Genomic DNA, 13,650 nt, shown 5'->3' with positions numbered 1-13,650 from the left:
TACAGAGCTCCCCCCAACCAAGGGCAGGGGATGTTGGCGCTTGAAAGAAGTGATCATGCACGATGCGAAGAAGAGGCTCCTTTGTCCGTCCTTACTGTACTCGACTGCTGGAGCGGTATTTCTCGGGCAATACAATGGATTACAAACAGATTTTTGCAATTATTCTGCCGATTTTCGTAGATTCGACCTTTATTGTACTCATGGCGCTGATGAATACCGCAATGGTCAGCTCATCGGGGGTGGCGGCGGTCAGTGCGGTGAGCATGGTCGATTCCATCAACATTTTCATTGTCAGCTTGTTCATGGCGGTGGCGACCGGCGGTACGGTTATTGTTGCCCAATATAAGGGCAGCGGGAATGTGCAGATGCTCCCCAAGGTAGCGTCACAATCAATCTCGGCGATTGCCTTGCTATCGGTTGTTCTAAGCGCGGTACTGATTATGCTGCATCAGCCGATATTGAACGGATTATTCGGCAAGGCCGATGCCGATGTGCTGCATAATGCCCGAATCTTTCTCATCGGCAGTTGTCTCTCTTATCCGTTCTTTGGCATCTATCAGGCGATTGCCGGGGCGCTGCGCGGTGTGGCACAGACGAAGGCCTGCCTGGTGCTGTCGCTGATTCTCAATCTGACCTATTTGCTGTTGAATGTGATATTGATCAAGGGATTTGATATGGGCGTCATAGGCCTCTCCATCTCGCTGATCATCGCCCGCGTGCTCGGGATGGTGGTCGCGTTCGTCTATCTGCTCAAGTATAACCAGACACTGCGTGTCCGTCTCAAGGATATGCTGCAATTGCAATGGGGCATTCTCAAAAAAATTATGTTCATCGGCCTTCCGTTTGCAGCGGAGCAGATGTTCTTCAACGGCGGCAAGCTGCTGACGCAAACCTTCATCGTCCAGCTTGGCACCCTCGCAATTACAGTGAATGCAATCAGTGGCTCGTTGTCCATGCTCTTTCAGATCGGAGGCTCGGCGCTAAGCGCCTCGATTGTAACGGTGGTCGGACAATGCATCGGGCGAGGAGACATTCAGGATGCGCGCAAATTCATCCGATCCTTTATGTGGTTATCCTCGATATTTTTCGTCGTGATCGGTGCGGTATTGCTCGCCATCTTCCCGCTGCTGGTTGGGATGTACGCCCCGCCCGCAGAGATCGTGCCTGATATTTTCGAGCTGCTCCTGCTCATAGCCATCGTGCAGCCGATCATGTGGTCGCTCAGCTTCATCATGCCTGCGGCGCTGCGTGCAGCCGGCGATTCCCGCTTCACCTCCGTCGCCTCATTGCTGACGATGTGGCTATTCCGCATTATTCTCGGGTATATTCTAGGCATTACGCTGGGAATGGGCATCATGGGCGTCTGGATCGCGATGGTCGCCGAATGGGGAGTGCGCAGCATCATATTTGGCTGGCGGTTCCGAGGGAACAAGTGGTACAGGCATAAGCTGATCTAAGGCGTGTTAAGGCGTGTCCTCCTGCAGTCTTGCGATCTGTGGCGGCATATCATTGCCGTGATGAAAGCCCGTCTTATGGCGGGCTTTCTCTCTAATATTTGACAAAAATAACAACATTATATATAATGGTCAGAAATAAAGAAAGCGCTTTCTTAAATGAAAGCAGAGACAAGCAGGTATAAGCGATGTTCAATGCACTGTGGCGACATGCCAGTCAAGTACAGCGGAAGGGAGGGAGCAGAAGACATTACCTGCTTAGCTGAAGTACCCATCACAACATACAAGAGGAGAGTGTGAATTATGAAAAAGAAAGTTGCAGTACTGGTTGTCGCGTGTTCCCTGGCGCTGGCGGCTCCCGTTGCTATCCTGCCGTCCACACCCATAGCCTATGCCGCCGACGCGAGTGGAACGACAGCGAGCATCTCGGAAATCTTGAAGCAGCAGCGTCCAGATGGCGGCTGGCGCAAGGACTACAGCAAGACGAGCGGCGAGTGGGGGAAATCAACGATCGACAACAAGGCGACCTACACGGAAATTCGAAGGCTGGCGGCGGAATATAAGAAGACGAATAACAGCAAGTATTCTGCGGCAGCAATCAAGGGCATCAATTTCCTGCTCAACATGCAGTATGGCAATGGCGGGTGGCCGCAGATTTATCAGAGCTCGGGCTACCACAGGCATATCACATATAATGACAATGCGATGATCAACGTCATGAAGCTGCTCGATGACGTGGCCAAGCGTAAGGGAGATTTCTCCTTCATCGACTCCAATCTGGCGAACAAAAGCAAGCAGGCGGTAGAAAAAGGGGTGCAATGTATCCTGAATACGCAGGTTGTGGTGAACGGCAAGCGGACCGTATGGGGGCAGCAGCATGACGCCAGCTCGCTTCGGCCAGCAGGTGGCCGCTCCTATGAGCTGCCATCTCTGAGTGCCTCGGAGAGTGTGCCGATCGTGAAATTTCTCAAGACGAGATCACAGACTACGGCGATCAAGAACGCTATCAAGGGAGCGGAGGACTGGTTCAAGGCGGTCAAGCTTACGGGAATTCGTGTCGTGAAGCAGAATGGCGATGTTGTCGTCGTGAATGATTCCTCGGCCTCCCCGATCTGGGCACGCTTCTATGAGATCGGTACGAATAGGCCGATCTTTGCAGGGCGTGACGGTGTGGTCAAGTATAGGCTGAGCGACATTGAGAAGGAGCGGAGAACTGGCTATGCCTGGTACGGCACCTGGCCGAACTCTTTATAGTCTCCTGAAGCAGGTTACGCTGCGGGGATAGGAAGGTCTGACGATAGGATAAGCAAGCTCAAGGGGGCGCCCATCTTGGAGATGGGCGTCTTTTGTATGCCTAAGTATGAGAGATATTCGCTTGAACGAGCCTTCGATGACGCATGTCAGAGGATATACGGAGCGGGGCAAAAATAGCGTTGTATGCAACATCATCACCCTATTATTCTACTTTATTCGTCACTTAAAACTAAATATTGACAAAATATTTGCAGGTATCTTATAATGAACAAGCAATAGAAAGCGCTTACTTAAATGCATGCTGTTGCCAGGCTGACGTTGGATAGGGCTCATGTGGCCGCATGCTGTAAATGAAGGGCGCTGCTGTTCAACATGCTGGACACCGTCTTCATCCGATAGACCTGCACATGTGCCGGCGCCTGCGGCTGGCGTTGTGGAAGCGGTGGAGGCAGTGCGAGTGGCGAGAGGGGAGTGATCAAGCGGTTTGTATCTTCGCAGGACGTCATGAAGTGTTGTACCCTATACCCCCAACAGAGGAGAGATATGTAATGAAATCAAAGGTTGCGGCACTTGTTGTCGCTTGTTCCATGGTTCTTGCCGCCCCGGTCGCCATCCTGCCATCCGCCCCTGTGGCGTATGCCGCCGATGCGAGCGGGACGACAGCCAGTATATCGGAGATTCTCAAGCAGCAGCGGGCTGATGGCGGCTGGCGCAAGGACTATAGTCAGACAAGCGGCGAGTGGGCCAAGTCTACGATTGATAATAAAGCAACCTATACAGAGATTCGGAGACTGGCAGCAGAGTATAAGAAGACGAATAACAGCACCTATTCGGCGGCAGCAATCAAGGGCATCAACTTCCTGCTGAACATGCAGTACAGCAACGGCGGTTGGCCGCAAGTGTATCAGGCCTCCGGGTATCACAAACACATCACATATAATGACAATGCGATGATCAATGTCATGATACTGCTCGATGAGGTCGCTAACCGCAAGGGGGATTTCTCTTTCATTGACTCGACGCTTGCGAACAAGAGCAAGCAAGCCGTTGACAAAGGAGTGCAGTGCATCCTGAACACGCAGGTTGTGGTGAGCGGCAAGCTGACCGCATGGGGGCAGCAGCATGATTCCAGCACGCTCAAGCCTGCGGGTGCGCGAGTCTACGAGGTGCCCTCTCTGACCGCACAGGAGAGTGTGCCGATTGTCAAATTCCTGAAGACGAGAACTCAGACCACGGCGATCAAGAATGCGATCAAGGGAGCGGAGGACTGGTTCAAGGCGGTCAAGCTGACGGGTATTCGGGTCGTGAAGCAGAATGGCGATGTTGTCGTCGTGAATGATTCCTCGGCCTCCCCGATCTGGGCGCGCTTCTATGAGATTGGCACGAACAAGCCGATCTTCGTGGGCCGTGATGGCGTAGTGAAGTACAAGCTGAGCGACATCGAGCAGGAGCGGAGAACCGGCTATGCCTGGTACGGTACCTGGCCGAATTCGCTGTAAGTCAAGCATGTTAGCCTGACCGAAGCTGGCGACTATAACATGGGGGTCGTCCGATAGGATGGCCCATCAACCTAAAAAAGCAAACACCAGTAACGCTGCTTGCACGGCATTCTCGGTGTTTGCTTTTTATTAGAAGAGGACTCCAAAAGAGTACGTCAAGGGAAGATGACACAGCATAGCATAGGCAGGGCAATCGCGAATAATCCCTTGAGTGTAGTGGAGGACGTTAGCCGTGTCCAACAGATTCACCCTTCACCAGCGATACATAGATACGCTCCTCCTCGACTGCTTCCCCAGCTATCATCTTGAGCAATTGCTCGGAGGCGAGCGCTCCCCATTTGCGCATGGAATAGTCGATGGTCGCCAGTCGTGGCTGAATATAGCCCGATAGCTCGATGTTGTCGAACCCGATCAGATGGAGGTGCTGGCCAATAATAAGCGACGTCTGCTCGCGAATATAGCGGAACAGGCCAATGGCCATCTCGTCATTGAGACAGAACACCGCTGCTGGAAGGTCATATTCCTCCACGATGCGCTGTGCTGCCGCTTCGCCAGCCAGCTTGGTGAAGTCGCCGGCAAGCTCGCGCAGCTCGGCACCCTCTACCCGGTTCGCGGCCTGGCGGGCCGCCCGCAGCCGTTGGTCAGCGTCATAGGAGCCGTCCGGGCCTGTAACGATATAGATGCGCCGATGCCCCTGCTCCAGCAAATATTCCATCGCGAGCTGCGCTCCAGCCTTATTATCCACGAGCACCGAATGAATATGTTCATGATGCGCCTCGCGATCCAGCACCACCGCCTTGTGGCCTTGCTCGGCGTAGCGCAGCAGCTCGTCGGTGGGAAAGGTCTGATCCAGAATAATCGCGCCGTCAATCATCCGCTCTGGAATCAATCTGCGCGCGTTCGCGCCGCTGCACACAATAAGGTCGTAGCCCCGTGCCCCGAGGTAGCGCTTCACGCCTTGCAGCAGATCCCCGTAGAACGCTCCATCAAAATCCGTCAGAAACAACCCGATCATATTCGACTTTTTAGTTTTCAACAGGCGGGCGGCTGCATGAGGGACGTAGTTCAGCTCCTTGGCGATCGCTCGTATCCTCTCCGCAGTCTCAACAGTAACCTTGTCGCTGCCATTGAGCGCGTAGGATACGGTCGAGATCGATACCCCCGCTTGCCTGGCAATATCCTTAATGCTAACCAATGTGCTCGCTCCTCGTTCATGTCATTGAAACGTTTAGATTCTAACTATACCTTAAGTCAGGAACGGTTTCAAGCTGAAAAAATACAGGATTTTACCCTATCCATTCCCGTTGACAAGCATCAATTCCGTGCAGTATAATCCGATTGACATCATAATCGAAACGTTTCGAATACTATTGGAGAGGTTGAAAATTCGATGACAAATATGGACAGAACGGCACCCGGCCAAGGAGCCGGCACACGCAGCCTGCCTGAGCTGATTGCCAGCATGACGCTGGAAGAGAAGGTCGCCCAGCTCATTCAGCTAGCGGTTCCCTTCTATGAAGGCGCAGCGGAGGCGGGACAGATTACCGGCCCGATGGAATCGCTGGGCATCTCTCAGGAGACCGTGCACCATTCCGGCTCGGTGCTGGGCATGGCGGGCGCGCAGGAGGTCATTAATGTACAGACGGCGCACTTGCAGGCGAACCGTCACGGCATTCCGCTGTTGATGATGGCTGATATTGTACATGGCTTCAAGACGATCTTTCCTGTGCCGCTCGCTATCGGCTGCTCCTGGGATATGGAGCTGGCAGAGCGGAGCGCGCAGATCGCTGCCAAGGAAGCGGCGGTGTCGGGCGTGCATGTCACTTACGCCCCGATGGTAGATCTGGTGCGCGACCCCAGATGGGGACGGGTCGTGGAGTCGACTGGCGAGGACCCGTATCTGAACGCGCTGTACGCCAGAGCGTTCGTGCGCGGGTTCCAGGGCGACGACCTGGCGAGCGACATGGACAGAGTAGCGGCCTGTGTGAAGCATTTTGCTGCTTACGGGGCGGCGGAGGCGGGACGCGACTACAACACAGTCGATCTGTCCGAGCGGCAACTGCGGGAGTTTTACCTGCCCGCTTACAAGGCGGCGCTGGATGAAGGCTGCGAGATGGTCATGACCGCGTTCAATACGGTGGACGGCATCCCGGCTACAGGCAACGCGGCCTTGATGCGCAAGCTGCTGCGGGAGGAATGGGGCTTTGACGGCATCCTCATCTCCGACTGGGGCGCGGTCAAGGAGCTGATCAATCACGGCATCGCTGAAGACGAGTCTGAGGCTGCACTCAAGGCGCTCAAGGCCGGGGTCGACATTGAGATGATGACGGCTTGCTACGTGAAGCATCTGGCCGAGCTGGTAGAGCAGGGCGAGGTGGAGGAGGCGCTGATCGACGAGGCGGTGCTGCGTATCTTAACGCTCAAGCAGAAGCTGGGCTTGTTCGAGAATCCGTTCCGCGCCGCCGATCCGATCAAGGAACGGGAGGTCGTCTTCTGCGAGGAGCATCGCGCGGCGAGCCGCGAGCTGGCTATGCGCTCCTGCGTGCTGCTCAAGAACGAGGGCATCCTCCCGCTGCCGCGTGAGAGCAAGACGGCGCTGATCGGCCCGTTCGCGCAGAGCGGTGATGTGCTCGGTCCCTGGTCATGGACCGGCTCCCGTGACGATGCCGTGACGCTCGCTGAGGGCATGCAGCGTCTGGCGGGCGATCCGGCGCTGCTGCTCGTTGCCGAAGGCTGCGGCATCGAGAGCGGCACCGCCGAGCAATTGCAGGCAGCCTATGAGGCGGCTCAGGCTGCCGATGTCATCGTGCTGGCGCTGGGCGAGCACTCGGACATGAACGGCGAGGCGGCCAGCCGTGCAGACATTCGGCTGCCGCAGGTGCAACTGGAGCTGGTGCGCAAGCTGAAGGAGCTGAACAAGCCGATCGTTGCGGTGCTGTTCAATGGGCGACCGCTGGATCTGCACGGGCTGTTCGATGAGGCGGACGCGATTCTGGAAGCATGGTATCCGGGATCGGAGGCCGGTCATGCGGTCGCTTCGCTGCTCTATGGCGAGGCGAATCCGAGCGGCCGCTTGACGATGTCGTTCCCATACCATGTTGGGCAGGTGCCTGTCTATTACAATGCCTTCAACACGGGACGCCCGCAAGGCGCCCCGGATGCGCAGGTGCGATATGTATCGCAATATCTGGACATCCCCAATGAGCCGCTGCTCCCGTTCGGATACGGGCTAAGCTACACGACCTTCGCTTACGGCGAGCCTGTGCTGTCTGCCGAGGTGCTAACAGTGGAGAAGCCGATTCTATTGAAGGTCGCGATTACGAACAGCGGTGCCTATGCTGGCGAGGAGACGGTGCAGCTATATGTGCGCGATCATGCTGGCGAGGTTGTTCGTCCGGTGAAGGAGCTGAAGGATTTCCGCAAGGTGTGGCTGGCACCGGGCGAGAGCGCTGAACTGGAGTTCACGATCAGCGAGGAGCAGCTTCGCTACTACCACTCCGATCTGTCCTATAGCAGTGATGCCGGGGCATTTACAGTATTCGTCGGATGCAACAGCCGCGATCATGCAGCATTGTCCTTCCGACTGGTCAAATAAGGAGAGAAGCACCTGTGCACCGCACGCCATGATCGGCGCGCGGTGCTTCCTTGCACTTAGGGGAGGGTGGCTGCAGCGTGCGGATATGGTGCAGCAAAAAAAGGACTGCCCGGAATAGGGAATGACCCGGACAGTCCGCATGCTGATATGAAGTTCATAGTTGGCTGTCCTGTCCTGCTCTCCGCTATTCCTTGACAGCGCCGATGACGATGCCCTTGACGAAGAAGCGCTGCAGGAAGGGATAGACGAGCAGGATCGGCAGGGCGCTGATGAAGATTTGCGATGCGCGAAGCGTCCGCTGCGACATCGTAGCGATAACGGCCGGGTCGAAGCCCGTCGTGCTGCCCTGGACAATCAGCGTCTGCATGAAGCTGGCGAGCGGCAGATTCTCTGCGCCCTTCATATAGATCAGTCCGTCAAAATAAGCATTCCAATGACCGACCATAGTGAACAGGGCGATGGTGGCGAGCGATGGCAGCGACACGGGCAGATAGATGGATACGAAGGTGCGGAAATGCCCGGCGCCATCGATGAAAGCGGCCTCCTCCAGCTCCTTGGGCACGTTGCGGAAGAAGTTCAACATCAGAATAATGTTGTACACCGCCACCAGTCCGGGCAGGATGAGCGCAAGCAGGCTGTTCAGCAGCCCAAGCTTGAGAATCAACACATAAGCGGGCACCAGCCCGGCGCTGAATAGCATCGTAATGACGAAGTACCACAGGTAGACATTCCGGCCCCGGAAGACGCGGTTGTCCTTGGACAGGGCGTAGGCGGCAATCGAGTTAACCGCCAGCGCGAGCACGGTGCCGATGACCGTCCGCTGTACAGACACCCAGAGCGAAGCGAGGAAATTCGTATTGCCGAAAGTCTGCGCATACGCCTCGAACGTGAAGCCGATTGGCCAGAGCGTGACCAGCCCGGCATTGGCCGACGAGGTGTCGCTGACCGATACCATCAGCAGATGGTAGAGCGGCAGCAGGCACAGGATAGAGATGACAGCAAGCAGAATCGAATTGAACACGCTGAATACACGGTAAGGCAGCGTTTTATGGTACACGGGAGATCATCCTTTCCGGGAAAGCTAGAAGATACGGTAGCCTGCGAATTTGTAGGCAAGCCGGTATGAGATCATAATCAGTACGAGGCTGATCATCGATTTGAACAGACTGACAGCGGTGGCGAAGCTGAATTGACCGCTCAGCAGTCCCTCGCGATAGACGAACGTATCGATAATATCGCCTTGCTGATAGATCATCGGGCTGTACAGATTGAACACCTGATCGAAGTTGGCGTTAAGCACATTGCCGAGCGCAAGTGTAGCGACGACGATCAGGATCGGTATGAGCGACGGAATCGTGATGTACAGGGTCTGCTTGAAGCGCCCGGCTCCGTCGACCTCCGCCGCTTCGTAGAGCGCCGGGTTGATGCTGGACAGCGCCGCGAGGAAGATGATCGTATTGAAGCCGAATTCCTTCCATACATCGCTGAAGATGATCGTCATGCGGAACCAGAAGCCATCGCCGAGGAAGAAGATCGGCTTAATGCCCAGCAGCGATGTAAGCAACTGGTTGACAATCCCGGTCTGCGCCAGCAGATCGATCAGGATGCCGCCGAGCGTCACCCAGGACAGAAAATGCGGCAGATAGACGAGCGTCTGGATCGATCGCTTGAAGCCCATATGGCGCACTTCGTTAAGCAGCAGGGCGAAGGTGAACGGGATGATCAGATTAAGCACAATTTTGGAGCAGGCGAACAGCAGCGTGTTCCATGTGATTTTTAGAAAGTAGTCATTTTCGAACATGTATCGGAAATGCTTGAGCCCAACGAACGGGGAGCCAGTAAAGCCGAGTCCGGCCTTGTAATCCTGGAACGCCATAATAATGCCGCCCATCGGCAAGTAGGAAAAGATAAAAACGGACAGTACAGCCGGCAGCACCATCAGATGCAGCGTCCAGGGGATGCGGTATCCCGGCTTCCTTGCTGCTCTGCGGCCTGCCTTGAGCTTGAGAGCTGGATTCATATGCGGGTCCATCAGTCTCTCCCTTTCTATAATTTTCATTTGTAACCGGGCCGTAGCCTTGCTATATATAATAACAACGCGCAAGACCCGCGAACTATAGGACAATATTAGGATTGATAGGGTTTTGTTATGGAAATGGGCGGAGGGGATCGGATGAAGAAAAGTCACGGACTAGCTGTCCTAAGACAAAAGCTGGGCTCGCGCATGAGTCTGTTTGCCAAAATCAATCTGCTGATCATATTGCTGTTTGTTCCGGTCATTCTGTTGTTCTCCTATGCCAATGGCGTATCATCAGGCGTCATCGACAAGGAGCTGAAGGCGTCCAATATCAAGCAGTTGTCCTTCCTGTCCAGCCAGATTGATTCACGGGTCAATCAGACGATGGATTTTGTGGTGACGTTCTCTAAAGACCCGAATGTGCGCAAATTCAACGGGCTGAATATGTGGGATGATCCGTATGACCGAATGCAGACACGCTATATTATTCAAGAGAAAATGATGCTGCAGTCGGGTGTCATGAGCATCTGGCCGGTCGAGTTCACCGTCTACTCACAGCAGAATAGGGATGCCATCACCAACGGCAAGCGAACAGCCGTCTATGATGAGGCGTATCTCAAGCGCAATGTGACGGGAAAATGGCACTATGGCGACGGCGAGCCGGTGCCGTCAGGAGCGTCCCCGGCCTTTCATTGGCTCTACACCGATTCCTATGGGGAGCAGGATGCGCTCAAGGGGAGCAATCTGGTTGTGCAGGCGAGCTTCCACCATGAGAATATTCAAAATATGCTCGACTCCTACAAGGAGGGCGGACAGGGTGATCCCTTCTTCTACCGTTCAGGCGAAGCGCCGATACTGAACCGTACCGCGAGTGCGGAGATGACAGCTCGGCTGGTCGAGCTGCTCGGCAACCGGGAGCTGGGGGATACGCTGCAGCAGACGGTGACACTTGGCGGCAATAGTTACCTCGTGAGCGCCGTGAAGTCGGTTACACTCGGCTGGTATCTGGTGGATGTTGTGCCCCTTGATCAGATTCTCGGCCCGATCTTCTCCAGCCGTAATCTGTTCTACGCGGCTGTCGCCTGCCTGATCACGGTCGGTATCGTCGCCTCGGTACTGCTCTACCGCAATGTGCAGCGGCCGATTCGCAGGCTGGTGAAGGGGCTGCAGACGGTGCAGCGGGGCGATTTCTCGGTGCGGATGGCGGCCGATGTCAATAACGAGTTCGCCTTCCTGTTCTATCGCTTCAACGATATGTCGCGGCAGATTCAAGAGCTCATCGACAATGTGCTGAATGAGAAGCTGCGTGCGAGGGAGGCGACGCTCAAGCAACTGCAGGCGCAGATTAATCCGCATTTTCTGTACAATTGCATCGGTTACATGATTAACATGGCACAGCTCAAGGATGAAGAGGCGGTGGTGTCGATGGGTCATAATCTGAGCGCGTATTACCGCTATATGACCCGGCTGGAGCGCCCGACGGCCTCCCTCCAGGAGGAGACAGGCTTGATCGTCAACTACCTGGATATTCAGAAGCTGCGCAATGGTAGAATCCATTACCGGATTGAGGTGCCGGAGGCGATGCTGAAGCAGCAGGTGCCGCGCCTGCTGCTCCAGCCGATCGTAGAGAATGCTGTCATTCACGGTGTCGGGCAATCCTACGCCTCCGGCGAGATTCGGATTACGGGGGTCAGGGAGGGCTCGCTGTATGTGCTGGCAGTCGATGATGATGGGCCGGGGCTGTCCCCGGAGCGGCTTGCGGAGCTGAATGCCCAGATGAAGCAGCCGCTAGGCGAGCATATGGGCTACGGGTTCTGGAATACGAATCAGCGGCTTGTCCATATGTTTGGCGGCCGTTCGGGGCTGGTATTCCAGCATTCCGAATTAGGCGGGTTGCGAGCCGAGCTGCGCTGGGAGCTGTCTGGAGATACGGCAGACCGCAGCATTGGAACGGACAAGATCATAGAGGGGAACCACCATACCCATGCAAAAGGAGAGAACAGCGATGCAGATGATTATCGTTGATGACGAGGCTCATTGGGTGGATAACCTGTCATCCACCAAGCCATGGCATACACTAGGCATCGAGCAGGTGCACAAAGCCTATTCGGCGCAGGAGGCGCTGCGCATTATGGAGACCCATCCGATCGATATTATCATCTCCGACGTGTTGATGCCGGAGATGACGGGCATTGAACTGATCGAGCGGGTGAGGGCGCTTGGCGGCAAGACCAAGTGCATTATATTATCGGGGCATTCCGATTTTGACTATGCGCAGGAGGCGCTGCGCCATCAGGCGGTCGATTATGTGCTGAAGCCGCCCACTGACCAAGAGCTGCTGGGCGCTGTGAGCAAGGCGATCACCCAACTGGAGGAGGAATGGGGCAACATCAGCTCCCTGGAGCGGGTGGAGCATATCTTGCGCGAGAATCTGCCGCTCTTGCGCAGCCAGCTCCTGCTCAGTGCGCTGCGGGGCGAGCGTATGTCCCAGGAGGAGTGGGAGCGCAAGCTGAGCAGCTACAGCCTTCCCTTTCGCCTGGATAGCGGCGCTCTGCTCATGGTGCGCATGGAGGAGGAGTTCGGCCAATATCGCAACAATGGTCAGCATCTGATGGAATATGCCATCATGAATATAGCAGAGGAGATCATTGGTGAATTCGCATACGTGTGGGCTGCCAAGGAGGAGCATGGCTATCTGGTTTTCATGCTGCAGCCGAAGGATGCCGTTTCACATGGCTTGCGGGCGGAGCGTCACGCATGGACAGGGGCGCTGGAGCAAGCGTCAATGCAACTGCAGGCGAAGGTGAAGCAGTTCTTGAAGGGCTCGCTATCGATCGTCATCACAGAGCCATTTGCCTTTCCCGGCGAGCTTGCCGCTTTGTATCGCCAAGCACTGGCCTGCTTTCGCCAGATCGTCGGCGAGGAGCGGGAATTCGTCATGCGGGCGCCAGAGCTGGGCAGCCATGCGCCGCAGGGGACACAGGGGGCGCTTGATGTGATGCATGCTCCGCCGAGCTTGCTCGGGCTGCTGGAAGCTGGGCGTTGGGAAGCGGCGGAGCACAAGCTGGAGGAGGTGTTCGCTGAGCTGGAGGGGCGCTGGTCAGACTCATGGGAGCATTGCCTAGAGGCAGGGTATATGATCGCGGCCTCATTCACCCATTATTGCCACCGCAATGGTCATACATTGCAGAGCTTGCTTGGTGAGGAGATCGAACGGCTGCATTCCGGGGAAGCCTTCAGCTCCATAGCGAGACTGCGCCACTGGTCGCAGGTGGCAATCAGCAGCTTGCGAGGGCAGGCCTCCAGCGAGGTTAAGGATATCCGGTCCGTGTATGTCCGCAAGATTCAGAGCTTTGTGGAGATGAATCTGCATCAGGATGTCTCCTTGCGGGCATTGGCTGATCATGTGAACCTCCATCCGACACATCTGTCCAAGCTATACAAGATTGAGACAGGCGAGGGCATCAGTGATTTTGTGGCGCGGCTGCGGATGGAGACGGCATGTCACAAGCTGAAGGTGACGGACAAGAAGATCTACGAGATCAGCGCGGAGATCGGCTATCTCGATCCTGCCTACTTCATCAAGGTGTTCAAGCGTCAGTTCGGCATGACGCCTCAGGAGTACCGTGAGCGGCATTAGGGGCAATGACCGACGATGACTAGGGCTCGGAGCCGCCCTGATCATCAGAAATGCAACAGACTAACAAAGTCCTATCGAAACTGAAATTGTCCTATAGAGACCTGCGCCGCAGCTTGGTAAAGTAGCTGATATACAAGTTCAACTCAGGTGTGACGGCTTTGCCCAATCGTTGAATGCGGCAGTTCACGCCG

9 protein-coding genes are annotated in these 13,650 nt (G+C 55.6%); 6 read left to right on the top strand and 3 right to left on the bottom strand.

Annotation, left to right across the window (positions count from 1 at the left end; genetic code table 11):
* Window positions 1-62 precede the first annotated feature (62 nt).
* The 3 genes from ACY1JZ_RS15755 to pelA (ACY1JZ_RS15745) all read left to right on the top strand — a co-directional run bounded on the left by ACY1JZ_RS15755 (window position 63) and on the right by pelA (ACY1JZ_RS15745) (window position 4,207).
* On the top strand, window positions 63-1,457 hold the full coding sequence (locus ACY1JZ_RS15755) for an MATE family efflux transporter (protein WP_462630033.1): 1,395 nt from the start codon (window positions 63-65) through the stop codon (window positions 1,455-1,457).
* Between the two features lie 300 nt (window positions 1,458-1,757).
* On the top strand, window positions 1,758-2,708 hold the full coding sequence (gene pelA / locus ACY1JZ_RS15750) for a pectate lyase (RefSeq protein WP_462630031.1): 951 nt from the start codon (window positions 1,758-1,760) through the stop codon (window positions 2,706-2,708).
* 548 nt (window positions 2,709-3,256) lie between these two features.
* On the top strand, window positions 3,257-4,207 hold the full coding sequence (gene pelA / locus ACY1JZ_RS15745) for a pectate lyase (protein WP_462630030.1): 951 nt from the start codon (window positions 3,257-3,259) through the stop codon (window positions 4,205-4,207).
* A gap of 226 nt (window positions 4,208-4,433) precedes the next feature.
* On the opposite strand, the gene ACY1JZ_RS15740 is transcribed toward pelA (ACY1JZ_RS15745), so the two are convergent.
* Complete coding sequence (locus ACY1JZ_RS15740; protein WP_462630029.1) at window positions 4,434-5,402, bottom strand: LacI family DNA-binding transcriptional regulator; 969 nt, start codon at window positions 5,400-5,402, stop codon at window positions 4,434-4,436.
* A 204-nt stretch (window positions 5,403-5,606) separates the two neighbouring features.
* Here ACY1JZ_RS15740 and bglX point away from each other — a divergent pair, with 204 nt between their 5' ends.
* Window positions 5,607-7,802: a beta-glucosidase BglX gene (gene bglX, locus ACY1JZ_RS15735; protein ID WP_462630208.1), complete on the top strand. Its 2,196-nt coding sequence runs from the start codon at window positions 5,607-5,609 to the stop codon at window positions 7,800-7,802.
* A gap of 184 nt (window positions 7,803-7,986) precedes the next feature.
* Here the strand turns inward: bglX and ACY1JZ_RS15730 are convergent, their stop codons facing one another.
* Both ACY1JZ_RS15730 and ACY1JZ_RS15725 read right to left on the bottom strand, forming a co-directional pair.
* Window positions 7,987-8,859 carry a carbohydrate ABC transporter permease gene (locus ACY1JZ_RS15730; RefSeq protein ID WP_462630028.1) on the bottom strand — a complete coding sequence of 291 codons (873 nt, stop codon included), beginning with the start codon at window positions 8,857-8,859 and terminating at the stop codon, window positions 7,987-7,989.
* A gap of 24 nt (window positions 8,860-8,883) precedes the next feature.
* On the bottom strand, window positions 8,884-9,741 hold the full coding sequence (locus ACY1JZ_RS15725) for an ABC transporter permease (RefSeq protein ID WP_270172417.1): 858 nt from the start codon (window positions 9,739-9,741) through the stop codon (window positions 8,884-8,886).
* 234 nt (window positions 9,742-9,975) lie between these two features.
* Here ACY1JZ_RS15725 and ACY1JZ_RS15720 point away from each other — a divergent pair, with 234 nt between their 5' ends.
* Both ACY1JZ_RS15720 and ACY1JZ_RS15715 read left to right on the top strand, forming a co-directional pair.
* Entirely contained in the window at window positions 9,976-11,844 is a 1,869-nt protein-coding gene (locus ACY1JZ_RS15720) for a sensor histidine kinase (protein ID WP_462630027.1), read from the top strand.
* Window positions 11,825-13,459 carry a response regulator gene (locus ACY1JZ_RS15715; RefSeq protein WP_462630026.1) on the top strand — a complete coding sequence of 545 codons (1,635 nt, stop codon included), beginning with the start codon at window positions 11,825-11,827 and terminating at the stop codon, window positions 13,457-13,459. Before ACY1JZ_RS15720 ends, ACY1JZ_RS15715 begins: the two co-directional genes overlap by 20 nt.
* Window positions 13,460-13,650 lie beyond the last annotated feature (191 nt).

It is taken from the genome of Paenibacillus sp. J5 (genome assembly GCF_054955055.1).
Note: the sequence above shows the minus strand (reverse complement) of the source record. Positions and strands in the feature narration are given on the sequence as shown.